We start from the raw sequence: 24,798 nt of genomic DNA, 5'->3' as shown, positions 1-24,798 counted from the left end.
CAAACCTCACCTTTCGCACATGACAGCCCGGGGCACAAATCTTAGCACTGGCTAATCCGGGAGACGCGTGCTTATTGCGCATCATGGCCGAAGACTCACCCGCGTGGCGCACCCGATCGGGTGACAGTTTGCCGGAAGTATTCCGCTCCATCGGCGTACCCGCGAACGCGCGCTTCTGGACCAAGCTCGGCGCGTTCTCCGGCCCCGGCTACCTTGTCGCGGTCGGTTACATGGACCCCGGCAACTGGGCCACCGATCTCGCCGGCGGATCGCAGTTCGGCTACACGCTCCTCTCGGTCATCCTGCTCTCCAACGTCATGGCGATCCTGCTGCAGGCGCTGTCGGCGAAGCTCGGCATCGTCACCGGCCGCGATCTCGCACAGGCGTGCAGCGATCACTACAGCCGCCCGGTCGGCTTCATGCTCTGGGTCGCGTGCGAACTGGCGATCGTCGCCTGCGACCTGGCCGAGGTGATCGGCACCGCGATCGCGCTGCAATTGCTGTTCGGCCTTCCGCTCGTCTGGGGCGTCTGCCTCACCGCGCTCGACGTGCTGCTGATCCTGCTCCTCCAGCAGCGCGGCTTCCGGAAACTGGAGGCGTTCGTCATCGCGCTCCTCATCATCATCGCGCTCTGCTTCGCGGTGGAACTCGCGCTCTCCCAACCCGCGATCGGCGACGTGCTGACCGGGTTCATCCCGACAACGCAGGTCGTCACCAACCCCGCGATGCTCTACATCGCGATCGGCATTTTGGGCGCGACGGTGATGCCGCACAACCTCTACCTCCACTCCGCGATCGTCCAGACCCGCGCCTTCGAACGCGACGACGCGGGCAAGCGCGAAGCGATCAAATACGCCACGCTCGACAGCACGATCGCTCTGATGCTGGCGCTGTTCATCAACGCCGCAATTTTGATCCTGGCCGCCTCGACCTTCCACGTCGCGGGCCGCACCGACGTGGCGGAGATCCAGGACGCCTACCAACTGCTCGCCCCGATGCTTGGCGTCGGCATCGCCAGCACCCTGTTCGCGGTCGCCCTCCTGGCTTCCGGGCAAAACTCCACGATCACCGCCACGCTCGCGGGCCAGATCGTGATGGAGGGCTTCCTCAACATCCGCCTCCCCCCCTGGCAACGCCGCCTCATCACCCGCCTGCTCGCGATCATCCCCGCGGTGACGGTCGCGGCGCTCTACGGCGAAAGCGGCACCGCCAATCTTCTCGTCCTGAGTCAGGTGGTTTTGTCAATGCAGCTTCCCTTCGCGGTGATCCCCCTCGTCGCCTTCACCAGCAACCGCGCGAAGATGGGCAAGTTCGTCAACCCCGCGTGGCTCAAATGGGGCGCATGGCTGATCGCGGCGGTCATCGTCGGCCTGAACGTGAAGCTGCTGCTCGCCTTCGTCGGCATCGGCTGATGCGCATGCACCCCGTCTTCCTACTGGCCGCGTTGCTGCTAGTCCTCCCGCTCCCCGCGCTCGCACAGGATCGCGAGATGGTCACCGACCGCCCGGACAAGACCGAATCGCCTTATACCGTCCCCGCCGGGCGCGTGCAGGTCGAACTCGATGTCGCCACCTATACCCGCGATCGCAGCGACGGTTTCCGTCTTGAGACGATCGGCGTCACGCCCGTGAACCTGAAACTCGGCCTCGCGCGGAACACCGATGTTCAGCTCATCGTCGCACCCTATATCCATCAGATCGCTACCGATCTGCAGAGCGGCGCGCGAACGAAGACCGGCGGCTTCGGCGACATCACGCTCCGCCTGAAACAGAATCTGTGGGGCAATGACGACGGCACAACCGCCTTCGGCCTGATGCCCTATGTCACGCTGCCGACCAGCACCAACGGCGTCGGCACGGGCAAGGTCGAATTCGGCCTGATCGCCCCGCTCGCGATCAAGCTGTCGGACGCAGTCGACCTCGGCGTGATGACCGAAATCGACGTGGTGGCGGACGACGACGCCCGCGGCCACCGCATCAATTTCGTCAACTCCGCCACGCTCGGCTTTTCGCTTACCGACAAGCTTGGCCTCTACACCGAGATATTCACCGAAAAGGGCGCGGCCTGGAACGTCACCGGCGACGCCGGGATCACCTACAAACTGACCGACGAGCTCCAACTCGACACCGGCCTCAACCTCGGCCTGACCGACGCCGCCGACGACGTGATGGCCTTCGTCGGCCTGTCACGGCGGTTCTAGAGGCGGTAAATAATCCCCCTCCCCGTTCATCCTGAGTAGCGGCTGAGCTTGTCGAAGACGCGTATCGAAGGACACGTGCCGCGGCGTATCCTTCGATACGGGCCTTCGCCTGCGCTCAGTCCCTACTCAGGACGAACGGTATGAGTAAATTCGACCCGCGCGAGACCACCGTCTTACCCCGCCACATAATTCCCCGGAAACTTCTTTAGATCGTCGTCGATCGCATACCAGTCCGGCTTCGACTCCACGTTCAGATGCGCGGTCGGCCGAATACCCGGATCGTCGTCCAGCACCGACGCCGCGACGACGTACATCGCGCCCGACTGCAACTCCCCCAGCGCCGATCCGCACCCGTCGCAGAACGCGCGGCGATGCGTCCACGGCGGCTCCGGCTCGATCCGGCGGATACGATCCTCCCCGCTGACGATCCGCAGATCGTCCGCCGCGCCGATCAGCACCGCCGCGAACACGCCCTCCGCCTTGCGGCAGCGGCTGCAATGGCAATAGCTTAGCGACCGCGGCGTCCCCGATATCTCCAGCCGCACCGCGCCGCACAGGCAACTTCCCCGAATCATCTGCCCGCTCCTCTCAAGAAGGAACATATCACGAACACAATCCAACGCAATCACCCCCGTGGAAAATCGCCGCGAAATCGCCTATGTGCCCGCGAATGCATACAGCAGCGGCCGCCAACATGCCCATTCCGGGGCACTTCGATCCCGTGCCCGTGGCGCGTTCGTTCGCCCCGCGCAGCGACGGTCGCATCGACCTGCTCGGCCTGTCGAAGGACGATCTGCGCATGGCGCTGGAGACGTCGCAGCTCGAACCGAAACAGGCGAAGCTGCGTGCGAAACAGCTGTTCCACTGGATCTACAACCGCGGCGTCACCGATTTCTCGCTGATGACCGACATCGCCAAGACGATGCAGCCGTGGCTCGCACAACGCTTCGTCATCAGCCGCCCGCAGGTGGTGGAGGCGCAGGTGTCGACCGACGGCACACGCAAATGGCTCCTGCGCAGCGATGACGGCCAGGACTATGAAATGGTCTTCATCCCCGACGCTGATCGCGGGACATTGTGCGTCTCCAGTCAGGTCGGCTGCACGCTCAACTGCCGCTTCTGCCACACCGGCACGATGCGGCTGGTCCGCAACCTGAATCCGGCCGAGATCGTCGGCCAGGTCATGCTCGCGCGCGACGGCCTCGGCGAATGGCCCAGCCAGCCCGAAGGCCGGATGCTGACGAACATCGTGATGATGGGCATGGGCGAACCGCTCTACAATTTCGACAACGTCCGCGATGCGCTGAAACTGGTGATGGACGGCGACGGCCTCGCGCTCAGCAAGCGCCGCATCACGCTCAGCACCTCGGGCGTCGTCCCGATGATGGCGCGCGCTGGTGAGGAGATCGGCGTCAACCTCGCCGTGTCGCTCCACGCGGTGACGAAGGAGGTACGCGACGAGATCGTGCCCCTGAACCGCAAATACGGCATCGAGGAATTGCTGCAGGCCTGCGCCGATTACCCCGGCGCCAACAACGCGCGCCGCATCACCTTCGAATATGTGATGCTGCGCGATAAGAACGACAGCGATGACGACGCCCGCGAACTCGTCCGCCTGATCCGCCATTATAAATTGCCCGCCAAGGTGAACCTGATCCCGTTCAATCCGTGGCCGGGCGCGCCCTACGAATGCTCGACGCCGGACCGGATCAAGTCGTTCAGCAGCATCATCTTCGAAGCCGGCATCAGCGCCCCGGTCCGCACGCCAAGAGGCCGCGACATCGATGCGGCATGCGGCCAGCTGAAGACCGCGAGCGAAAAGAAGTCGCGCGCCGAACTCGATCGTCAGGCCGAGGAAAAGCTCGCCGCGCTCGGCTAGACTTCGCGATCCGCGCTTGCACAGGCACGTGCGGTGCGTTCTACCCTCCCTCAAACAACGGGAGGGGACAGGCATGGCGACCGCCGCCAACACGATGAGCGGCCGTCTGGCCAAGCGCCACATCCTGGTCGCGATGTGCGCGATCGCGACGTTCATCTGCTACATCGACCGGGTCAACATCTCGGTCGCGATCATCCCGATGGCCGAACAATATGGCTGGTCGGGGACGACCAAGGGCTTCGTCCTGTCGTCGTTCTTCATCGGTTACATGGCGGCGATGATCCCGACCGGCTGGCTCGCCAACCGCTACGGCGGACGCCGCCTGCTGGGGATCGCGCTTCTCGCGTGGTCGCTCTTCACCTTCCTGACCCCGATCGCCGCCGGCCTGTCCTTCGCCGCGCTGATCGCCACGCGCATCCTGATGGGGATCGGCGAAGCCGCCAGCTTCCCCTCGGTCTACAATCTCCTCGCGCGCTGGGTGCCCACCACCGAGAAATCGCGCGCCGCCGCGATCAACCTGACCGGCATTCCGATCGGCACGATCTTCGCGCTGTCGACCACCGGCTGGCTGATCGCGACCTATGGCTGGCCGAGCGTATTCTACGCGTTCGGCAGCCTCGGCATCGTCTTCGCGCTGTTGTGGTTCCGTCTGATCCACCAACGCCCCGCGACGCATCCGACGATTAGCGCGGCCGAACGCGACCTGCTCGCCCCGCTGGAGGCAAGCACGGGCGCGGCATCACTGCCGATCCCGTGGCGACGCCTGTTGTCGCACCCCGCGGTCTGGGCGCTCATCATCAACCATTTCTGCTCCAACTGGACGCTCTACCTGATGCTCGCATGGCTCCCGAGCTACTTTCGCGATGTGCAGGGGCTGTCGGTCGCCGGGTCGGGGCTGTTCGCGATCGGGCCGTGGGTGTCGCAATTCGTCGTCGGCAATGCAGCGGCCGTGGTCGCCGACCGGCTGATCGCGCGCGGTGCGGACATCACGCGCGTACGCCGCTTCATGCAGTGCGTCGGTCTGCTCGGCAGCGCGACGTTCTTCCTCGCCGCATCGCAGGCCGCCACGCCCGGCGTCGCGTTGCTGTGCATGTGTGGTGCGCTGGGCGTCGGCGCGCTCAGCTTCGCGGGGTTCGCGACCAACCATCTCGATATCGCGCCGCGCCATGCCGATGTCCTGTGGGGCATCACCAATACCGCCGGCACGCTGCCGGGCATCATCGGCGTCGCCGCGACCGGGCTGCTGCTCGACCTGACCGGCGGCTATACCGCGACCTTCATCGTCGCCGCGGGCGTGAACGTGGTCGGCGCGGCGGTCTGGTTCGCGTGGGGGACGGGGGAACGAATCTTCGATTAAGCGCATGACGGGGCCGCGGATCGGTCCCTATAGGCGCTGCGATGATCGAACTCGCCGCTATCGCTCTCGCCGCCGGTGCAGGCCTGATCGGCGGGGCGATGAACGCGCTCGCAGGCGGCGGCACCTTCGCGACGCTTCCCGTACTCATCGCGCTCGGCCTGCCCGCCAACACCGCCAACGCGACCAGCAATGTAGCACTGCTCCCCGGCGCGGCGACCAGCGCGTGGGCGTTTCGCGACGAACTCGGCCCCGTCGCGGGGATCGACGTGCGCGTGCTCGCCGGGATCACCTTTGTCGCCGGGCTGGCCGGATCGGCCCTGCTGGTGATGACCCCGACCCGCGCGTTCGACCTCATTATCCCGTGGCTCCTGCTGTTCGCTTTCGTCGCGATGTTGTTGGGGAAAACCGCCGCCGATTGGCTGGCGCAGCGCGTCACGATCGGCGCGCGGACATTGGTCGTCATGCAGACCCTGCTCGGCATCTACGGCGGCTATTTCGGCGGCGGCGTCGGGCTGATGACGACCGCGCTCTACGGCCTGCTCGCCGGGATCACGCCCCGCGCGTTATTCGCCCCGCGCACGCTGATGCTGGCGGTGGCCAATGCCGCCGCGGCGATCGTCTTCATCTGGGCCGGACTGATCGTGTGGGGGCTATGCGCCGCGATGCTGGTCGGTGGCCTGCTCGGCGGCTGGCTCGGAGCGCATGCGGGAAAACGCCTACCCGCCCCCGCGGTGCGCATCTGGACGCTGCTGGTGACCGCGGCGACGACCGCCGTGTTCTTCTGGCGTGCTTACGCCTGACCCATATGCGCCGACAGGGTGACCTTGCCGTGATGCGGGCGATCTGATCCACTCAGGTTGGATGTTTCGGGCGTCATCCCGCGCGTATGTCGCGTGCGTTCCACAAACTCTAAGCGACGGAGATGACTATGACTGTTCATGTATCCGCGATTCAGTGGAAGACCCTGGAGCATATTGCCGATGTGAAGCCGATCGACGATATCGATGCGCCGTGTCTGGATGACGTTCGCGCCGTCCTTGAGAAACACGGTTGTCTTGATCGATTCGGAATCGCGCTGATTCATAACCATTTCGATCTGGGCGACGACGAGATCATGATGGAGACGACCGATCTGGATCGTCGCGAGCATCTCGTGCGCCCGATGAAGAAACGCGAGCTGGAGCTGGCGGGCGTGACCGCGCAGACGACGATCGTCCGCTTCGATGAGAACGGCTACCACCAGAATTGCGGATGCGACCCGCGGGCAACCGGCCATCATCACAAATAGCGTATGTCGACGGGCGGCGCGCAAAAAGATGTAACCGCGCGCCTCCCGTCGTCGAACTACCTTTGATGCAGTCACCGCGATCCATGCTAAGCCGACGGCGATGAACGCGCCCACTCGCCGATCCGAAAGGACGATCTATCGCCACGCGCTGTCGACGCGCATCTGGCATTGGGTCAACGCGATCGCGATCTTCATCCTGATCGGCAGCGGCCTCGGCATCTCGAACGCGCACCGGCGGCTCTATTGGGGTCAGTTCGGCGCGAACCTGGATGCTGCTTGGCTCGACGTGCCGCGCTTCGCGTCGTGGCTGACGATCCCCGCCAATTACAACCTCGCACTCTCGCGCCGCTGGCATTTGTTCTTCGCGCTGGTCCTCGCGTTCGGATTGCTGGCGTACATGATCCTCAGCCTGCTCAACCGCCACTTCCAGCGCGACCTGCGCGTGCGCACCGGCGACGTCGCGCCGCGCCATTTGTGGCACGACATCCGCGAACACCTCGCCTTCCGCTTCCACGATCCGGCCAAACCCGGCGCGTACAACGTGCTGCAGAAACTCGCCTATGTCGCGGTGATCTTTATCCTGCTTCCGCTCGTCATCCTGACCGGCCTGACGCTGTCGCCCGGCATGGACGCGGCGTGGCCGTGGCTGCTGGACCTGTTCGGCGGGCGGCAATCGGCGCGCTCGCTGCACTTCATCGCAATGGCGGGGATCGCCGCGTTCATCGTCGTCCACCTCGTGCTGGTGATCCTGGCAGGCGTGTGGAACGAAATCAGGTCGATGATCACCGGCCGCTGGCGCATCCCCGAGGAACCAGCATGACCATCCTCACCCGCCGTTCGCTGATCGTCGGCGGCACGATCGGCGCGGGCGTGCTCCTATCGGGCTGCGACAAACTTGCGCAGAACCAACAATTCCGCACGATCTTGTTCAAGGGCGAGGACATGCACCGCGGCCTCCAGCGCGCGCTCACCAACCGCGAGGCGCTCGCCCGCGAGTTCCGCCCCGATCAGCGGTCGCCCGTGTTCCGCGCCAACGGCACGCGCAACCCCAACACCCCCGACTACAACGCACTCGCCGCGGGACAGTTCGCCGCCTGGCGGCTGAAGGTCGGCGGCCTCGTCCAGCGTCCACTGTCGCTGTCGCTGTCCGATCTCGGGCAAATGCCGCAACGCGCGCAGATCACCCGCCACGATTGCGTCGAGGGGTGGAGCGCGATCGGCAAATGGCAGGGACCGAAACTGGGCGACGTGCTGAAGACCGCAGGGCTGCGCGACACCGCGCGCTACATCGTCTTCACCTGCGCCGATCTCTATCGCGGCACGCCTTATTACGAATCGATTGACCTGATCGACGCGGTGCACCCGCAGACGATCCTCGCCTGGGCGCTGAACGACCGCTTCCTCCCCGTCGCCAACGGCGCGCCCGTCCGCCTCCGCGTCGAACGCCAGCTCGGCTACAAGCACGCCAAATATCTGATGGGGATCAACGCGGTCGCCAGCCTCGACGGCATTGGAAAGGGCAAGGGCGGCTATTGGGAGGATAACGTAGATTACGATTGGTACGCCGGAATCTGATCGCTACTTGATCGTGTCATGGCGCTGATCGACCGCTTCCTCGCATCCCACGTCAAGCGCGGGCTGCTCCACGTCACCCATGCGAACGGCGAAAAGCGCACCTTCGGCGCCGCCGACCCCGACATGCCCGAAGTCGCGATCCGCTTCGCCGACCGTGGCGTGCCGCTCGCCATCGTGCGCAATCCCGGCTTGGGCGCGGCGGAGATGTTCATGGACGGCCGCCTGATCATCGAATCAGGCGACATCCGCGGGTTGATCGTGCTGCTGAAGGCCAACACGCTATGGGAAGCAGGCCGCAAATCGATCGAACCGATCCTGCCGCTGCGCCTGCTCGGCAGCGTCTCGCACCGCGTCGACCGGATCAACATGGCGCGCCGATCGAAGCGCAACGTTGCACACCATTATGACCTGAGCGACCGGCTATACGACCTCTTCCTCGATGCCGATCGCCAGTACAGCTGCGCTTACTATACCGACCCGGCCAATACGCTCGATCAGGCGCAGGCCGACAAGAAGGCGCACATCGCCGCAAAACTCCTGCTGAAACCGGGGATGCGCGTGCTCGATATCGGCTGCGGCTGGGGCGGGCTGGCGCTGTACCTGCACGCGAAGACTGGCGCAGACGTGCTCGGCATTACCTTGTCCGAAGAACAATTGAAGGTCGCCCGCAGGCGCGCCGCCGACGGGGGCGTCGCGGACAAGGTGCGCTTCGAACTGATCGACTACCGCGAACTGACCGGCCAGTTCGACCGCATCGTATCGGTCGGCATGTTCGAACATGTCGGCCCGCCGCAATACCGCACTTTCTTCCGCAAATGCCGCGAACTGCTGGCGCCCGACGGCGTGATGCTGGTTCACACCATCGGCCGCATGGGAAAGCCCGGCGTCACCGACGACTTCACCGCCAAGTACATCTTCCCCGGCGGCTACAACCCGGCGCTGTCCGAAATCGTCCGCGCCTACGAAGGCCTCCGCCTCTTCCCGACCGACATAGAGGTGCTGCGGCTCCACTACGCCTGGACGCTGGACGCCTGGTACGACCGCACCGTCGCCGCGAAAGACGCGATCGTCGCGCTCTACGACGAACGCTTCTACCGCATGTGGACCTTCTACTTGGCGGGCGCAGGCACCGCGTTCCGCCACGGCGGCCTCTGTAATTACCAGATCCAGCTCGCCCGCAGCCGCGTCGTTGTCCCCATCACGCGAGATTACATCGTCGACGCCGAACGCGCGCTCCGCGCTCAATCCGGATAGCGCGCGCGATTATCGGCCCAGGCCGCGGCGATCACCTGCTCCAGCACGCCCCCGTCCACGTCCGCCAATTTCTTGACGTACAGACACCCCTTGCCGGTCGAATGCTTGCCCAACCGCGCAAGCAGCGCGTCGTGCGATCCCGCATCGACGTACAGGACAAGCGCCGCCTTGCGCGGGGAGAAGCCGACCCGGCACGACTCTCCCTCGCGCCCACTCTCGTAGCGATATCGATAGCGCCCGTATCCGACGATCGACGGGCCCCACATCGTCGCCGTCTCCCCTGTCACCCGCGCGAACGTCTCCGCCAGCACCTTGCCATCCACCCGCCGCTGTTCCGGTTCGGCCCGATCCAGAAGCACGGCAACGTCGCTTTGGGTCGCCCTGGTCTTCATCTCCGCCATTTCAACAACTCCCGCGGTTGCGCCGCCGGATGCTCGCTCTTAGAGCGCGGCGCGTCCAGTCCCGCCGGAGTTGCCCATGTCAGACCAGATCAATCGCGTCGTTCTCGCTTATTCGGGCGGCCTCGACACCAGCGTGATCCTGAAATGGCTGCAGCAGACCTATGGGTGTGAGGTCGTGACCTTCACCGCCGATCTCGGCCAGGGCGAGGAGCTGGAACCCGCCCGCCGCAAGGCCGAGATGGCCGGCGTCAAACCCGAACATATCTTCATCGACGATCTGCGCGAGGAATTCGTCAAGGATTACGTCTTCCCGATGATGCGCGCGAACGCGCTCTATGAAGGGCTGTACCTGCTCGGCACGTCGATCGCGCGCCCGCTGATCGCCAAGCGACAGATCGAGATCGCGCGGGCGGTAAACGCCGATGCGGTCAGCCACGGCGCGACCGGCAAGGGCAACGATCAGGTCCGCTTCGAACTCGGTTATTACGCGCTCGCGCCCGACATAAAGGTCATCGCGCCGTGGCGCGAATGGGATCTGACCAGCCGCACGCGCCTGATCGAATTCGCCGAACAGCACCAGATTCCGGTCAGTAAGGACAAGCGCGGCGAAGCGCCGTTTTCGACCGACGCGAATATGCTGCACACCTCGTCCGAGGGCAAAGTGCTCGAAGACCCGTGGGATGAAGTCCCCGATTACGTTTATTCGCGCACGGTCAATCCGGAGGACGCGCCCGACGCGCCGGAAACGATCACGATCGACTTCGAACGCGGCGACGGCGTCGCCGTGAACGGCGTCGGCACGTCGCCCGCGACGTTGCTAGAAGCGCTCAACGACCTCGGCCGCAAACACGGCATCGGCCGTCTCGATCTGGTCGAGAACCGCTTCGTTGGGATGAAGTCGCGCGGAATGTACGAAACGCCAGGCGGAACGATCTATCACCTCGCGCACCGCGGGATCGAACAGCTGACGCTCGATCGAGGCGCGGCGCACCTGAAGGACGAACTCGCCCCGCGCTATGCCGAACTGGTCTATAACGGCTTCTGGTTCAGCCCCGAACGTGAAATGCTGCAGGCCGCGGTCGACCACAGCCAGGAAAAGGTGACGGGCACCGTCCGTCTCAAACTCTACAAGGGCAACGTGTCCGTCACCGGCCGCAAATCGCCCCATTCGCTCTACAGCGAAAAGGTCGTGACGTTCGAAGACGACCAGGGCGCCTACGATCAGCGCGACGCGGCGGGCTTCATCAAGCTGAACGCGCTCCGGCTCCGCCTGCTCGGGCGACGCGACCGATAGCGCGGGCGAAGCGGCGGGTCGTTGCCGTTCTGGAACGACTCAGGGAGATTTGGCGTTACACTGCTCACCCCGGCCGAACCCCGGCCTGTAGAGAGGGAGGATGTATGAAAGCCGGATATCTCACCGCGCTTCTGATCGGCGCGACCGCGCTCAGCGCCTGCGCCACCGATCGCGAGGAAATCGTCGCGCCCGCGCCGCCGACGGGTCCGGGCGCAATCGCCGGGACGGTCGCCGCGGACAGCAATGGCGACGGCATCGTCGACGGTTACTACACGCCCGATGGCGTGTTCCACCCTATCTCCGGTCCGCCCTGCCCGCCTCCGCCACCGCCCCCGCCGCCCACCCCGCGCGGCGAACGAGGCTGACCTTGCCCGCCCGCGTCCGGGCAGCCGCCCGGCACGCGGGCTGGCTCGCATTGCCGCTCGCGCTTGCCGCCGCCGCCACGCTCCCAAGCGTCGCGGCGGCGCAGGCTGTGGCGGTCGCGCCGACCGAATCGAGTGCGGTCGCGAAGTCGATCCGCGACCAGGTCGGCGGGAAGATCAAGAATTTCTACCGCCAGCGCGGCTATTGGCCGATCTGGGTTACCGACACCGGCGTCGCGCCGCAGGCGCAGAACTTGGTCGATATCATCGAGACGGTCGATGTCGACGGCCTCGACCCCGACCGCTATAACCCAGATCGCCTCCGCCGCCTGATCGCCGAGTCCGAAAGCGGCGATCCCAAGGCGTTGGGCTATACCGAAATCGCGTTGTCGGCCGCGTTCGCCGAACTCGTCCGCGATATGCGTAACCCGCGCATCGACATCCGTTACCTCGACACCGAACTCGAACCGCAACGCGACAAGCCCGAGGAAATCCTCCGCCGCGCCGCGCTCGCACCTTCGTTCGGCGATTACGTAGCGCGCATGGGCTGGATGAGTCCGCTCTACGCGCGCCTGCGCACCGCGCTCGCAGAGAGCAGACCGGCCATCGAAGGCCCGCCGGTCGAAATTCCGCCCGGCCCACTGCTGAAGCCCGGCGCGACCGGCGACCGCGTCGCGCTGCTCCGCCAACGCCTCGGCCTCGACGACGGCAACGCCTTCGACGATGCGCTCGCCGCCCGCGTCCGCCGCTTCCAGGCGTCGCACGGCCTTCCCGCTGACGGCATCGCGGGCGCGCGCACCATCGCCGCGCTCAACACCAATCAGGCCGATCCAGCCCCCGATCGTCGCGCGCTACTCCACCTGAACCTCGAACGCGCGCGTCTCTTGCCCGGCGCATGGACCCGCCACATCGTCGTCGACGCCGCCGGCGCTCGGCTGTGGTATTTCGGCGAAGGGTCCGAACAGGGCACGATGCGCGTCGTCGTCGGCACGCCCGAAACACAGACCCCGATGATGGCCGGCATGATCCGCTACGCCACGCTCAACCCCTATTGGAACGTGCCCGTCGACTTGGTCCGCAAACGAATCGCGCCCAAGGTGCTGGCGGGAAAATCGCTCGCCGCGCTCGGCTATGAAGCCATGTCGGACTGGACCGCCGACGCCACCGTCCTTCCCGCATCGTCGATCGACTGGCGCGCGGTCGAGGCGGGCACGGTCGAACCGCGCGTCCGCGAACTGCCCGGCCGCGGCAATTCGATGGGGTCGGTGAAGTTCATGTTCCCCAACGACCAAGGCATCTACCTCCACGACACGCCGCAAAAGGCGCTGTTTGCAAAGGCCGACCGCCACCTCAGCAACGGCTGCGTCCGGCTGGAGGACGCATCCCGGCTCGGCCGCTGGTTGTTCGGCCAGACGCTGAAACCCAAATCGTCCGCGCCCGAACAGCATCTCCCCGTGCCCGCCGCGGTTCCGGTGTATCTGCTCTATTTCACCGCCAGCCCGGCCGAAGAGCGCATAACCTACACCCCCGACACCTACGGCCGCGACGCGGAACAGATCGCCAGCCGTTAACCACCCCTCAACCATCCTCGTTCATTTCCGGCTCCGAGAAAGCTTGGGGGCTAAGGCGAGATGGCGAATTCCGGCGGTGCGGTGGACGTGGCGATCATCGGTGCGGGGCCTGCGGGGCTTACCGCGGCGTATCTGTTGGGGAAGCAGGGCTATTCGGTCACGGTGATCGAGAAAGATCCGACCTATGTGGGCGGGATCAGCCGCACGGTCGAACATCAGGGCTTCCGCTTCGATATCGGCGGGCATCGCTTCTTCTCGAAATCGCAGGAAGTCGTCGATCTCTGGAACGAGATTCTTCCGCACGATTTCATCGAACGCCCGCGCATGAGCCGCATCTATTACGAGGGCAAATTCTACAGCTATCCGCTGCGCGCGTTCGAGGCGCTGTGGAATCTCGGCATCTGGCGCTCGACGCTCTGCATGGCCAGTTTCGCCAAATCGAAACTGTTCCCCAACAAACTGGTGAAGAGCTTCGAGGACTGGACCGTCAACCAGTTCGGCTGGAAACTCTATTCCATCTTCTTCAAGACCTACACCGAAAAGGTCTGGGGGATGCCGTGCGACGAAATGTCCGCGGACTGGGCGGCGCAACGCATCAAGGGATTGTCGCTGTGGGGCGCGGTCACGGATGGGCTGAAACGCAGCCTGGGCCTGAACAAGCGCAAGAACGACGGCATGGCGGTGAAGACGCTGCTCGAAAGCTTCCGCTACCCGCGGCTCGGCCCAGGCATGATGTGGGACGCCGCGCGCGATCTCGTGATTGGTCGTGGCAACCGCATCCTGATGGGCCATGCGCTGAAGCAACTCGCCTTCAACGACGCTACGCAACGCTGGACCGTCACCGCCACGCATGACGGCGCGGCCGTGGCGATCAACGCCGCGCACGTCATCTCCTCAGCCCCGATGCGCGAACTCGCGACGCGGCTTCACCCGCTCCCCGCGACGCTGCCGGAGGCCGCAAACCTGCGCTATCGCGACTTCCTGACCGTCGCGCTGATGATCAGATCGCCCGATCTGTTCCCCGACAACTGGATCTACATCCACGATTCGAAGGTGAAGGTCGGCCGCGTGCAGAACTTCCGCTCGTGGTCGCCCGAAATGGTGCCCGACGCCGGGATCGCCTGCGTTGGCTTGGAGTATTTCTGCTTCGAAGGTGACGGACTTTGGGCGTCCAGCGACGAAGACCTGATCGCGCTGGCGACGAAGGAAATGGCGATCCTCGGCCTCTGCGATCCCGCGCAGGTGACGGGCGGCGCGGTCGTGCGGCAGGAAAAGGCCTATCCCGTCTATGACGAGGATTACGCCGCCAACGTCGACGCGCTGCGCCGCGAGATCGAAGGCCGCTACCCCACACTCCACTGCGTCGGCCGCAACGGCATGCATCGCTACAACAACCAGGATCACGCGATGATGACCGCGATGCTGACCGCCAAGAACATAGCACTCGGCCACCGCGCCTATGACATCTGGGCGGTCAACGAAGATGCCGAATATCACGAAAGCGGCACCGAGGGCGAACAGGCCGCACTGGCCAGCGTCCGCGACGTTCCCGCACGCCTGCCGGACCGAAAAGCGGCGTAAGGCGATGAGCCACCCCCTACCTTTCGGGGCGTCGGAAAAGACGGAGATACCGTTGCTGGCCCGGCCCATTCTTGTCACCTGGGCCATCGCGGCGACGATCCTGATTCTGGTCGCGCTCCCGGCCATCGCGGTCCTGAAACTCCCCGACCCCGACGATATGATGCGCCTGATGGAGGTACGCGACTGGCTCGCCGGGCAAAGCTGGTGGGACGTCGCGCAGCACAAACTGAATCGCGGCAATTTCCCGATGCACTGGTCGCGCCTGGTCGACCTCCCGCTCGCCGCCACATTGCTGGCGCTCCGGCCATTGCTCAGCGATCCACTCGCCATCCGCGGCACGCTCGTCATCGTGCCCCTGCTCACCCTGCTCGCCGCAATGGCTGCGGCGGCGATGGTCACGCGCCGCGCCGCGGATGGCGCGACCGCTCGGCTGGCGATGATTCTGCTGCCGCTATCGGCTCCCATCCTGTACCAAATCCGTCCGCTCCGGATCGATCATCACGGCTGGCAGATCGTTCTAACGTTGGCCGCGACCGCACTGCTGCTTGCGCCGCCCACAGCAAGGCGCGGCGCGCTGGCCGGACTGTCTCTCGCCGCGTTGCTCACCATTTCGCTCGAAGGGCTGCCGATCGTTACAATGATTGTCGTGGTCGCCGGCGCCGCGTGGGCTTTCCAGCCCGATCGACGAGCGTTTTTGCTGGCGTTGATCTGGTCGCTGTTCGTCGGCGCGCTCACGCTCCACGCCGTCACCCGCGGTCCCGCCCTGTGGCTCCCCGTCTGCGATGCGATCGCCCCGGCGTGGCTCGCGATGCTCGGCGCGGCCGCGATCGGCGTTACCGCTGCGGTCGGCACGACGCGCTTCGGGCCGCTTGCACGCCTCGCCGCACTTGGAATAGCCGGTGTCGCGACCGCAACCACGCTCTTTCTGACCGACCCGGCATGCCTCAAAGGCCCCTTCGCGACGCTCCCGCCGATCGTCTATGATTTCTGGTATCTCAACGTCCCCGAAGGCCGTCCGATCTGGGAACAGACCCACTATTGGGCCGCGATGAGCATCGGGCTCCCGCTTGCCGGTCTGTACGGTACGATTCGCGCTCTGCGTCTATCGACCGGAGCGGCGCGCACACGCTGGCTGCTTCTGCTAGCTCTACTCGCCGCCGCCACCGTCCTGTCGCTTCTCGTCAACCGCGCCAGCGCCACCGCCAATGCTCTGGCGCTTCCCGGCGCCGCCGCACTGCTGTTAGCGATGTTGACCCGTGCACGGGCGATCCGCTCACCGACGAAGCGACTGTTTGCCACCGCCGGCGCGCTGTTGGTCGCGTCACCGGGACAGGCGGCGGGAATTGCGCTGGTCGCTGGCGGAGCACTCTCCTCTTCGGCCTATCACCCGACTGCCCCAGCCTCGAACCGCCCGTCGTGTGATGCCTTCGCCGATATCCGCGCGATCGATCGGCTGCCAGCCGGCCTCGTCTATGCGCCGATCGACGTCACGCCGGAAATCATCGCCATGACCCGCCATCGCGCGATTGCGGGCGGCTATCACCGCGGCGCGATCCCGCTCGCCAATGTGCTGACGACTTTCACGGGAAGCCCGCTATCCGCCCGTCGAATGATCCTGGCCAGCGGCGCGGACTACGTCGCCTTTTGTCCCGGTCTTGCCGAAGGGGCGATCTACCACAGGCTCGCCCCGAACGGATTCTGGGCGCGGCTGGAGCGCGGTGAGCGGTTCGATTGGCTGCAACCGATCGATCTCCAAAGCCCCGCCCTGGCTTGGCGCGTCGTTCGCCCCTTGCCGAGCGCGCCCGCCCGCCCCTAGAGCGCGGCGCATGGACCGTCCGGGCGCGCCCCTCACCTGGTGGCAGACACGCAGCTTCGTCGCGCTGGCGACGTTCGTCGCGATCGTGCCGCTGCTATGGCCGAACATCCCGCCGCTGGTCGACCTGCCGGGCCACATGGGCCGTTTCCGTGTTCAATTGTCGCTCGATAGCGCGCCGTGGCTCGCCGACTGGTTCGACTTCCGCTGGTCGCTGATCGGCAATCTCGGGTTCGACCTGCTGATCGAACCGCTCGCGCCGGTCTTCGGGCTGGAGTTTGCGGTCAAGCTGATCGTGCTGACGATCCCCGCACTCACCGCCGCGGGCCTGCTATGGATCGCGCGCGAAGTGCATGGCCGCGTCCCCCCGACCGCGTACTTCGCGCTGCCGCTCGCCTACAGCTACCCCTTCCAGTTCGGCTTCGTGAACTTCGCGCTGTCGATGGGCATCGCACTCTGCCTGTTCGCCCTGTGGCTCCGCCTCGGGCGGCTCGGCAAATTCCGCCTGCGCGCGATCATCTTCGTTCCCGCGTCGTGCCTGTTGTGGCTATGTCACACCTTCGGCTGGGGCGTGCTCGGCGTGCTCGCTTTCTCCGCCGAGATGATCCGTCAGCATGATGCGCGAAAGGACCGTGCGGGCGGGCATTGGATCGAAAGCTGGTTCCGCGCCGGGCTCGGCTGCCTGCCGCTCGCGCTGCCAATGCTGATGATGATCTTCTGGCGGTCGGGCGATCACGTCACCGGGCAAACCGCGGACTGGTTCAACTGGCGCGCGAAGATCGGCTGGCTGACGATGATCCTGCGCGATCGGTGGGAGGCGTGGGACGTCGCCGCGACGGCCATTCTTTATCTCGTCCTGTTCAAGGGCTTTCGCGATCCCGCGATCGAATATTCGCGCAACTTGGGCCTATCGGCGATCTTCCTGGCGCTCGTCTTCGCGGTGCTGCCGCGGATCGTGTTCGGTTCGGCCTATGCCGACATGCGCCTCGCCCCGTTCGTAATCGCCATCGCCATCGTCGCGATCCGCCCGCGCGCGGCGATGACCGCCCGTCACGCCAGCATCCTTGCGGTGCTGGCGGTGACGTTCTTCCTGCTGCGCACCGGCGGCACGACGATCAGCTACTGGATGTTCGATCGCGACTACGACACCGAACTCGCCGCGCTCGATCGCCTGCCGACCGGCGCGAAGGTGGTCACCTTCGTCGGGTACAATTGCAACAACGACTGGATGATGACGCGGCTCGAACATATTTCCGCGGTCGCGCTGGAACGCAAGCTCGCCTATTCGAACGATCAATGGTCGATGGCCGGCGCGCAATTGCTGACCGCGAAATACACGATCGCGCGAACCTTCGCGCATGATCCGTCGCAAATCGTCACGCCGGTGCAGTGCAAGCGCGAATTCTGGCGTCCGATCAACCGCGCGGTGGCGCGTTTCCCGCGCGACGCGTTCGATTACGTCTGGCTGGTCCGCCCGCCGCTGTTCGACCCGAAATACGCCAGCGACCTCATACCCATCTGGCGCTCGCCGACCAGCGCCAGCGTCCTGTACCGCGTCGACCACCGCCGTCCCCCGCCAAGCTTCGACGACAGCGAATTCGGCATCGTAAGGCGCTAACCGCGCCGGAACGGCGTCATCTGTCCCAGGAACTCAGCGTCCGCCGCCACCGCCGCCCGCTCGCGCACCAGGAAATCGGACACCGCGCGTCGGAACCCCGCGTCAGGAATATAGTGCGCCGAAAACGTCGCCACCGGCGCATAGCCCCGCGCCAGCTTATGCTCCCCCTGTGCGCCCGCCTCGACCGTCCCCAGCCCCCGCGCGATCGCGGCGTCGATCGCCTGATAATAGCATAATTCGAAATGCAGGAACGGGACGTCCTCAGTACAGCCCCAATAGCGCCCGTACAGCACATCGCCGCCGATCAGGTTAAGCGCCCCCGCGACCGGCCGCCCGTCACGCTCGGCCAGGATCATCAGCACGCGCTCGCCCAGTTTCTCCCCCAGCAACGGGAAGAAGTCGCGCGTCAGATACGGCTGCCCCCATTTCCGGCTGCCGGTATCCTGATAGAACGCCCAGAACGCATCCCACTCACGCGCGCCGATTTCCGCGCCCGTCAAATGCCGGATCGTCAGCCCCTCGACCGCGCCGCTGCGCTCCTTGCGGATCGCCTTGCGCTTGCGGCTAGACAGGCGTCCGAGGAAATCGTCGAACGTCGCGTAACCATCGTTCTTCCAGTGGAATTGCGTGCCGTGCCGGATCAGCCACCCTGCCGCCTCGAACAGATGCACCTGACCGGGCGCGACGAACGTGGCGTGCGCAGACGATAACTTATGCTGGTCGGTCACCTCCTCCAGCGCGGCGATCAGCGCAGGCGCGGCCGAGGAATCGCGCAGCAACAACCGCGGCCCCGGAACCGGCGTGAACGGCGCTGCGATCTGAAGTTTCGGATAATAGCTGCCCCCGGCCCGCTCCCACGCATCGGCCCAGCCATGGTCGAAGACATACTCGCCCTGACTGTGGCTCTTGGCATAGGCGGGCGCGACCGCGGCGGGCGTCCCGTCCGCGCCATCGACGATCACCGGAATAGCCTGCCACCCGCTACGTCCGCCGACGCTGCGCGATTCCTCCAGCGCCGACAGAAACGCGTGCCCGACGAAGGGATTATCGCCCCCCGCACACGCATCCCATTGCTCGGCCGGAATGGCGGAAACGCCGTCCGCGATGCGAGCGATGAGCGCGGTCATCCGCCGCTAACGTAGCAGGGGTGGGTTAGGGCTCAAGCCACCTGCACGATCGCATCGATCTCGACCGCCGCGCCCAGCGGCAGCACCGGCACGCCCACCGCCGACCGCGCATGACGCCCGGCATCGCCGAACAGCGCCACCATCAGCTCGCTCGCACCGTTCGCCACCTTCGGCTGGTCGGTGAAGTCGCCATGCGAATTGACGAACACGCCCAGCTTTACGATCCGCTCGACCCGGCCTAGATCACCGCCCAGCGCGGCCTTGATCTGCGCGACCAGCATCAGCGCGCAGCGCTGCGCCGCATCCTGCCCGTCCTCCAGGCTGACGCCGTCGCCCAGCCTTCCGGTGACGACCTTGCCGTCCTTGAACGGCAACTGCCCCGAAATGTGCAGCAGATTGCCTGCCAGGACGGTCGGAACATAGGCCGCGACGGGCGCGGCGGCAACGGGAAGCTCGAGTCCGAGTTCTTCCAGCTTGCGATCGATATGCGTGGTCATGGCCCGGCTTCAACACCGCCCGCGCGCCGCGGTCAATCCTTCGCCGGGCGTCCGTCGGCAAAGCGCGCCGCGATCCAGTCCTGCGCCTCACGCCAGTCGTCGATCCGCGCGTGCGCGAACGGCGCGGGCGGGATTTTTTCCGCCAGCGTCGGCTCGCTGATCATGTGCAGCCGGTGGACCCCCGGCGCGGCCCGCGCGACCGATTCGTGATGCACCGCCAGATCGTCGATGAACACCGTGACGGGATCGCCATATTCCGCTACCAGCCGCGCGACCGGATCGCCCTTGCCGCCCTGGTTGCATTCGACCCGGTGGTCGATCCCGAACGCCGCCAGTTGCTCGATCCGGTGGGCGCGGCAATGATCGCCCAGATTGGTCAGGATCACGATATCGGCCCGTTCGCCCAGCGCCGTCAACGCCTCGCGCGCATGCGGCACCAATGTCTGGCGGTGCATCTCGCCGGGAAAGAAACCCTGAAAGAACCCCCACATATCCTCGCGCGTCGGCGCCGCGCCGCCGCCCCGCCGCGTCATGCTGCCCGACAGGTCGCTGCCTGCGATCGCGAAGTCGATCTCATGCGCCTCTTCCAGCCACGCGCCGAAATGCTTCACCATGTGGAGCAGCACTTCGTCGCAATCGGAAATCAGCAGCGGGCGGGTCATGTATTCTCCAAGGTATGCCGCGCCCGCACCAGCGCCTCGGGCTTCACCCCCAGCCCCTCCGCGCACGCGATCAGATCGGGCTCATGCGCCTCCAGAAAGGCGAGACTAGCGGCCAAAACCGTAGGATCGGTGATCCGCGAACGCAGGTCGGACGGCTCCAGCCCCGTCAGCGAAATCAGCCGCAAGGCGCGATCGGGTTCCGCCAATGTCCACACCAACGCGCGCAGCGCCAGCGAATCGGCGTCCTCAATTGTCTCGCGCGTCCGCATCGCCTAATCGTCTCGCCATGGAGGATGAACCGCGCGTGGCAAAAAGGGTGCTCGTTGTCGAGGACAACGAACTCAACCTGAAGCTGTTCTGCGACCTGCTGCGCGCGCACGAATATGCCGCCGAACCCGTTCGCGACGGCCGCGAAGCCGTCGCCCGCGCCCGCGAATTCACCCCCGACCTGATCGTGATGGACATCCAGATGCCCCACGTAACCGGCTACGAACTGATCCTGGAGCTGAAGGCTGACGACGAGTTGAAAGGCATCCCGGTCATGGCGGTGACCGCTTATGCCGGGCGCGAAGACGAGGAACGCATCCGCGCGGCGGGGGCCGACGCCTATGTGTCGAAACCGATCAGCCTCGCCCGCTTCATGGACGCGGTCGGCGCGCTGATCCAGCCGCCCGCAGCGCCAGAGGCCGAACCCGACCTGGAAACCACCTAACACGAAAAGGCCGCTCGGCTCATCGCCGGCGGCCCGTTCGAACCTTCGCCGGCGACCGTCAGGCCGCCGCTGCGATCACTTGATCTTGGCTTCCTTGAACTCGACATGCTTGCGCACGACGGGATCGTACTTCTTGAACGAAAGCTTTTCGGTCTTGGTCCGCGGGTTCTTCTTGGTGACGTAGAAGAAACCGGTGTCGGCCGAGCTCACGAGCTTGATCTTGACGGTGGTTGGCTTGGCCATGACCTCCTCCTGTAGCTGAAAAACGAAAATAGCGGCGAGGCGAGCCCACCGCTGCAAGGGGCGGCGCATGGCGGAAGCCTGTGCATGAGTCAAGTCTGACCTGCCGTTAACGCGTCCTTTACCCTGTTCGGGCGACGCTGTCGTCCAGAAGGGGATTGGGCATGATCGAGGACGGAATCATCACCGCACGCGCGGAACTCACCCGCCGCATCGCCGCGATCGAATGGCGCGCTGGCCCCGCCACCGTCGCGAACGAAATCGACGCGATCCGTCGCGTCGCGCACCGCAACGGGATGCTGCCCGCGGTCACCGTCGCCCACCTGCTCGAATCGGCGCTCGCCCGCGGCGAACAGGGCGTGCTCGTCCACGGCTGGCTGGCGATGCTGAAGGACGCGGTCGGCTGCGACCGGCAGGACGCCGCCGCCTCGGACGCATTCGCCGCCGCGTGCCAGGTCCGATTCGCCGCCTGATTCATGGACGCGCTGATGGCCGCTCTTGTGCTCGGCGCCCTGTGCCAAATCGGCGACAAGACCCCGTGGCTCGCCGCAATTCTGGCCGATCGCTTCCGCTCGCCCGCCTTGGTGATCGCCGCGATGACGATGGCGCTCGCCGCCAACTACGCGCTCGGCGTCGTCGGCGGCATCCTGGTCGCGCCGCTCCTGACGCCCGAAGCGAAGCAACTCCTGCTCGCCCTCGCGCTCCTGTTCGCCGGCCTCGGCGCGCCGTTCCGCAACAAGGCACCCGACCGGCTGGAGAACTGGCGCATCGGCGCGGTCGCGACAAGCATCCTCGGCCTCGCCATCATGGCGCTCGGCGACCGGATGCAGTTCGTCACCGCCGCGCTCGCCGCGCGCAGCCCGATGCCGTGGCTCGCCGCAATCGGCGCGACGATCGGGGCGCTCGCTGTCGCCACGCCGGCGATCCTGCTCGGCGAAGCGAAATGGCAGGCGCTCCCGCTCCGGCCCGTCCGCATCGCCGCCGCCGCGATCCTGACGATCGCCGGACTGTGGATCGGCCTGACCGGGCTTCGTCTGATCTGATTCGTCGCTTTCAGTGACCGCCACAATCACGGGAGCGATTCCGTGATCGGTTCGTTATCGCAACAAATCCCAGCACTGGAGCCGAATCAATGGCCGACATCGCCCCCGCCCTGAAAACCCCCACCGATCTCGCCCGCAACGACGTGAAGTCGGTGGCCGATGCGCTCAATTCCGCGCTCGCCGATTGCTACGCGCTGTATTTCAAGACGAAGAACTTCCACTGGCACGTGTCCGGCCCGCATTTCCGCGACTATCACCTGCTGATGGACGATCAGGCGACGCAGATCCTGGCGGTCACCGACGACATCGCCGAACGCGTGCGCAAGACCGGCAACGTCACGCTTCGTTCAATCGGCGACGTGTCGCGCCGCCAGACGATCAAGGACAATGACAAGGAATTCGTGCCCCCCGCCGAGATGCTGGCGGAACTGCGCGAGGACAACCTCAAGCTGGTCGAGAGCTTCCGCGTCGTGAAGGACGCCGCCGACGACGCAAAGGACAACGCGACAAGCGGCATCGTCGACGAATGGACCGACCAGGCCGAGGAACGCGCATGGTTCCTGTTCGAGGCGAGCAGGAAGGGCTGATTCCGGTCGCGGCGAAGGCTGTCCCACGATGCACGCCTTCGCCGCGCTTCTCGATTCGCTGATCTACACCCGCTCGCGCACTGCGAAGCTGAAGCTGATCGGCGATTACCTCCGCGCCACCCCCGACCCCGATCGCGGTTGGGCGATGGCGGCGCTGACTGGCGATCTCGATCTGCCCGGCGTCAAATCCGCGGTGATCCGCGGGCTGATCGAGGAACGCGTCGATCCCGTCTTGTTCCGGATGAGCCGCGATTATGTCGGTGATACGGCGGAGACGGTAGCGTTGCTGTGGCCCGAACCGCATGAGGTGGGACAGGCCGAACCGCTGAGCGTCGCTGCGGTTGTCGACACCCTGCAGAATTTATCCCGCTCCGAAGCCCCCGCTGCTCTCGCCGCGATGCTCGACGCGTCGGATGCGGAGGAGCGCTTCGCCCTGCTCAAGATGGCGACCGGGGGGCTGCGCGTCGGCGTCTCCGCGCGGCTCGCCAAACAGGCGCTGGCCGACGCGTTCGGGATCGACGTCAATGCGGTCGAGGAAGTCTGGCACGGCCTGAAGGCCCCCTATCCCGAACTGTTCGCCTGGGCCGAGGGCCGCGGCGCACAGCCCACGCCCGCCGACGTCCCCGTGTTCCGTCCGTTCATGCTCGCGCATCCGCTCGAAGACCTGCGCGTCGACCTCACCGACTACGCCGCGGAATGGAAATGGGACGGCATCCGCGTTCAGATCGTCCATGTCGCCGGACAAACGCGGCTCTACAGCCGCACCGGCGACGACGTGACCGGCGCCTTCCCCGACGTCGCCGCCGCCTTCGCCGAACCCGGCGTGGTCGACGGCGAACTGCTGGTGAAGGGCGACACGCAAGGCGGAGAGGCGGCCAGCTTCAACGCGCTTCAGCAGCGCCTTGGCCGGAAGGTCGTGTCCGCGAAAATGCTCGCCGAAGCCCCCGCCTTCGTACGCCTGTACGACATCCTGTTCGACGGCGCGGAAGATTTACGCACGCTGCCGTGGACTGAGCGTCGCGCGCATCTGGAAGGCTTCGTCGACCGCCTCGACCCAGACCGCTTCGACCTCAGCCGCGTGATCGAGGCCGAGAACTTCACCGCACTCGAAGGCATCCGCGCCGGCACGCGCGACGCCGCGATCGAGGGCGTCATGCTCAAACGCCGCGACTCCCCGTACGTCGCGGGCCGCCGCACCGGACTGTGGTATAAATGGAAACGCGACCCGCTGACCGCCGATTGCGTGATGATGTACGCCCAGCGCGGCAGCGGGCGGCGATCGAGCTTCTACAGCGACTACACCTTCGGCTGCTGGACGCCGGATGGAGAGTTGCTCCCGGTCGGAAAGGCCTATTCCGGCATCACCGACGAGGAGCTGAAGATGCTCGACAAATTCGTCCGCAACCACACGACGGGCCGCTTCGGCCCCGTCCGCGAAGTCGAGAAGACGCTCGTGCTGGAAATCGCCTTCGATTCGATCCACCAGTCGAAACGCCACAAATCGGGCGTAGCCATGCGCTTCCCCCGCATCGCGCGGATCAGGACCGACAAACCTGCGGCGGAGGCGGATAGCGTGGATGGGCTGAAGCGGTTGATTACGTAGGGTTTGCGCTTCGCGTGGCCGCGGAAAGTTAGGCTAAGGTTAGGCCAAGACGGCAGTCGGCGCGTTCCAAAAGTCGCAGTAATGCCGCACCCATGCACCGGCATCGAACGCGCGCGGCGGTAATTCAGCGCTCA

27 protein-coding genes are annotated in these 24,798 nt (G+C 65.7%); 19 read left to right on the top strand and 8 right to left on the bottom strand.

What is annotated here, in order from left to right; translation table 11 throughout:
• The first annotated feature begins 83 nt into the window (after positions 1-83).
• Positions 84-1,412, top strand: a complete 1,329-nt coding sequence (locus M0208_RS13315) for an Nramp family divalent metal transporter (RefSeq protein ID WP_258892160.1) — start codon at positions 84-86, stop codon at positions 1,410-1,412.
• A gap of 5 nt (positions 1,413-1,417) precedes the next feature.
• Positions 1,418-2,200 carry a transporter gene (locus M0208_RS13310; RefSeq protein WP_258892159.1) on the top strand — a complete coding sequence of 261 codons (783 nt, stop codon included), beginning with the start codon at positions 1,418-1,420 and terminating at the stop codon, positions 2,198-2,200.
• 173 nt (positions 2,201-2,373) lie between these two features.
• Here M0208_RS13310 and M0208_RS13305 read toward each other — a convergent pair whose 3' ends face one another.
• On the bottom strand, positions 2,374-2,775 hold the full coding sequence (locus M0208_RS13305; protein ID WP_258892158.1) for a GFA family protein: 402 nt from the start codon (positions 2,773-2,775) through the stop codon (positions 2,374-2,376).
• 119 nt (positions 2,776-2,894) lie between these two features.
• Here M0208_RS13305 and rlmN point away from each other — a divergent pair, with 119 nt between their 5' ends.
• The 3 genes from rlmN (at position 2,895) to M0208_RS13290 (ending at position 6,236) form a co-directional block, all read left to right on the top strand.
• Positions 2,895-4,079, top strand: coding sequence for a 23S rRNA (adenine(2503)-C(2))-methyltransferase RlmN (rlmN, locus tag M0208_RS13300; protein WP_258893256.1), 1,185 nt, complete (start codon positions 2,895-2,897; stop codon positions 4,077-4,079).
• 73 nt (positions 4,080-4,152) lie between these two features.
• On the top strand, positions 4,153-5,436 hold the full coding sequence (locus M0208_RS13295; protein WP_258892157.1) for an ACS family MFS transporter: 1,284 nt from the start codon (positions 4,153-4,155) through the stop codon (positions 5,434-5,436).
• A gap of 41 nt (positions 5,437-5,477) precedes the next feature.
• On the top strand, positions 5,478-6,236 hold the full coding sequence (locus M0208_RS13290; protein WP_258892156.1) for a sulfite exporter TauE/SafE family protein: 759 nt from the start codon (positions 5,478-5,480) through the stop codon (positions 6,234-6,236).
• On the opposite strand, the gene M0208_RS13285 is transcribed toward M0208_RS13290, so the two are convergent.
• On the bottom strand, positions 6,227-6,838 hold the full coding sequence (locus M0208_RS13285; protein WP_258892155.1) for a hypothetical protein: 612 nt from the start codon (positions 6,836-6,838) through the stop codon (positions 6,227-6,229). The genes M0208_RS13290 and M0208_RS13285 overlap by 10 nt on opposite strands.
• Here M0208_RS13285 and M0208_RS13280 point away from each other — a divergent pair.
• From M0208_RS13280 to M0208_RS13270, 3 genes are read left to right on the top strand one after another with little or no spacing between them, the layout of a single operon-like run.
• Positions 6,825-7,544 (top strand): cytochrome b/b6 domain-containing protein, encoded by a 720-nt coding sequence (locus M0208_RS13280; RefSeq protein ID WP_258892154.1) that lies wholly within the window; start codon positions 6,825-6,827, stop codon positions 7,542-7,544. The two genes, M0208_RS13285 and M0208_RS13280, sit on opposite strands and share 14 nt — an antisense overlap.
• Positions 7,541-8,299, top strand: coding sequence for a molybdopterin-dependent oxidoreductase (locus M0208_RS13275; protein ID WP_258892153.1), 759 nt, complete (start codon positions 7,541-7,543; stop codon positions 8,297-8,299). The genes M0208_RS13280 and M0208_RS13275 overlap by 4 nt, the downstream gene beginning before the upstream one ends.
• Positions 8,300-8,317: 18 nt before the next feature.
• Entirely contained in the window at positions 8,318-9,553 is a 1,236-nt protein-coding gene (locus tag M0208_RS13270) for a cyclopropane-fatty-acyl-phospholipid synthase family protein (RefSeq protein WP_258892152.1), read from the top strand.
• On the opposite strand, the gene M0208_RS13265 is transcribed toward M0208_RS13270, so the two are convergent.
• Positions 9,541-9,954: a DUF1801 domain-containing protein gene (locus M0208_RS13265; RefSeq protein WP_258892151.1), complete on the bottom strand. Its 414-nt coding sequence runs from the start codon at positions 9,952-9,954 to the stop codon at positions 9,541-9,543. The two genes, M0208_RS13270 and M0208_RS13265, sit on opposite strands and share 13 nt — an antisense overlap.
• Before the next feature lie 76 nt (positions 9,955-10,030).
• Between M0208_RS13265 and M0208_RS13260 the strand changes: the two genes are divergently transcribed.
• The 6 genes from M0208_RS13260 (at position 10,031) to M0208_RS13235 (ending at position 18,193) form a co-directional block, all read left to right on the top strand.
• Positions 10,031-11,248 carry an argininosuccinate synthase gene (locus M0208_RS13260; RefSeq protein ID WP_258892150.1) on the top strand — a complete coding sequence of 406 codons (1,218 nt, stop codon included), beginning with the start codon at positions 10,031-10,033 and terminating at the stop codon, positions 11,246-11,248.
• A 104-nt stretch (positions 11,249-11,352) separates the two neighbouring features.
• Positions 11,353-11,613, top strand: a complete 261-nt coding sequence (locus M0208_RS13255) for a hypothetical protein (protein ID WP_258892149.1) — start codon at positions 11,353-11,355, stop codon at positions 11,611-11,613.
• Positions 11,614-11,615: 2 nt separating this feature from the next.
• Positions 11,616-13,181: a murein L,D-transpeptidase gene (locus M0208_RS13250; protein WP_258892148.1), complete on the top strand. Its 1,566-nt coding sequence runs from the start codon at positions 11,616-11,618 to the stop codon at positions 13,179-13,181.
• Positions 13,182-13,241: 60 nt separating this feature from the next.
• Positions 13,242-14,762 (top strand): NAD(P)/FAD-dependent oxidoreductase, encoded by a 1,521-nt coding sequence (locus M0208_RS13245; RefSeq protein ID WP_258892147.1) that lies wholly within the window; start codon positions 13,242-13,244, stop codon positions 14,760-14,762.
• Positions 14,763-14,814: 52 nt separating this feature from the next.
• Positions 14,815-16,578: a hypothetical protein gene (locus M0208_RS13240; RefSeq protein WP_258892146.1), complete on the top strand. Its 1,764-nt coding sequence runs from the start codon at positions 14,815-14,817 to the stop codon at positions 16,576-16,578.
• 10 nt (positions 16,579-16,588) lie between these two features.
• Positions 16,589-18,193, top strand: a complete 1,605-nt coding sequence (locus M0208_RS13235; RefSeq protein WP_258892145.1) for a hypothetical protein — start codon at positions 16,589-16,591, stop codon at positions 18,191-18,193.
• Here M0208_RS13235 and M0208_RS13230 read toward each other — a convergent pair.
• The 4 genes from M0208_RS13230 to M0208_RS13215 are packed head-to-tail and all read right to left on the bottom strand — an operon-like array spanning position 18,190 to position 20,748.
• The gene (locus M0208_RS13230) at positions 18,190-19,320 is read right to left on the bottom strand and encodes a GNAT family N-acetyltransferase (protein ID WP_258892144.1); all 1,131 of its coding nucleotides are present in this window, start codon (positions 19,318-19,320) and stop codon (positions 18,190-18,192) included. The two genes, M0208_RS13235 and M0208_RS13230, sit on opposite strands and share 4 nt — an antisense overlap.
• Positions 19,321-19,352: 32 nt before the next feature.
• On the bottom strand, positions 19,353-19,817 hold the full coding sequence (locus M0208_RS13225) for a RidA family protein (protein ID WP_258892143.1): 465 nt from the start codon (positions 19,815-19,817) through the stop codon (positions 19,353-19,355).
• A gap of 32 nt (positions 19,818-19,849) precedes the next feature.
• Positions 19,850-20,479: an HAD family hydrolase gene (locus M0208_RS13220; protein WP_258892142.1), complete on the bottom strand. Its 630-nt coding sequence runs from the start codon at positions 20,477-20,479 to the stop codon at positions 19,850-19,852.
• Positions 20,476-20,748, bottom strand: coding sequence for a DUF3572 domain-containing protein (locus M0208_RS13215; protein ID WP_258892141.1), 273 nt, complete (start codon positions 20,746-20,748; stop codon positions 20,476-20,478). Before M0208_RS13215 ends, M0208_RS13220 begins: the two co-directional genes overlap by 4 nt.
• A 35-nt stretch (positions 20,749-20,783) precedes the next feature.
• Here M0208_RS13215 and M0208_RS13210 point away from each other — a divergent pair, with 35 nt between their 5' ends.
• Positions 20,784-21,191: a response regulator gene (locus M0208_RS13210; RefSeq protein ID WP_258892140.1), complete on the top strand. Its 408-nt coding sequence runs from the start codon at positions 20,784-20,786 to the stop codon at positions 21,189-21,191.
• Positions 21,192-21,266: 75 nt separating this feature from the next.
• Here M0208_RS13210 and rpmG read toward each other — a convergent pair whose 3' ends face one another.
• Positions 21,267-21,434, bottom strand: coding sequence for a 50S ribosomal protein L33 (gene rpmG, locus M0208_RS13205; RefSeq protein ID WP_066648079.1), 168 nt, complete (start codon positions 21,432-21,434; stop codon positions 21,267-21,269).
• A 161-nt stretch (positions 21,435-21,595) separates the two neighbouring features.
• Here rpmG and M0208_RS13200 point away from each other — a divergent pair, with 161 nt between their 5' ends.
• The 4 genes from M0208_RS13200 to M0208_RS13185 all read left to right on the top strand — a co-directional run bounded on the left by M0208_RS13200 (position 21,596) and on the right by M0208_RS13185 (position 24,664).
• On the top strand, positions 21,596-21,904 hold the full coding sequence (locus tag M0208_RS13200; RefSeq protein ID WP_258892139.1) for a hypothetical protein: 309 nt from the start codon (positions 21,596-21,598) through the stop codon (positions 21,902-21,904).
• 15 nt (positions 21,905-21,919) lie between these two features.
• Entirely contained in the window at positions 21,920-22,474 is a 555-nt protein-coding gene (locus M0208_RS13195) for a TMEM165/GDT1 family protein (RefSeq protein WP_258892138.1), read from the top strand.
• 89 nt (positions 22,475-22,563) lie between these two features.
• A complete protein-coding gene (locus tag M0208_RS13190) occupies positions 22,564-23,061 on the top strand; it encodes a Dps family protein (RefSeq protein WP_258892137.1) in 498 nt (165 codons plus the stop codon).
• Positions 23,062-23,089: 28 nt separating this feature from the next.
• Positions 23,090-24,664: a cisplatin damage response ATP-dependent DNA ligase gene (locus M0208_RS13185; protein WP_258892136.1), complete on the top strand. Its 1,575-nt coding sequence runs from the start codon at positions 23,090-23,092 to the stop codon at positions 24,662-24,664.
• Positions 24,665-24,798 lie beyond the last annotated feature (134 nt).

The organism is Sphingomonas sp. SUN019 (assembly GCF_024758705.1).
Classification (GTDB): Bacteria; Pseudomonadota; Alphaproteobacteria; order Sphingomonadales; family Sphingomonadaceae; genus Sphingomonas.
The sequence above is the reverse complement of the archived record's forward strand: the minus strand, read 5'-3'. Positions and strand labels throughout refer to the sequence as shown.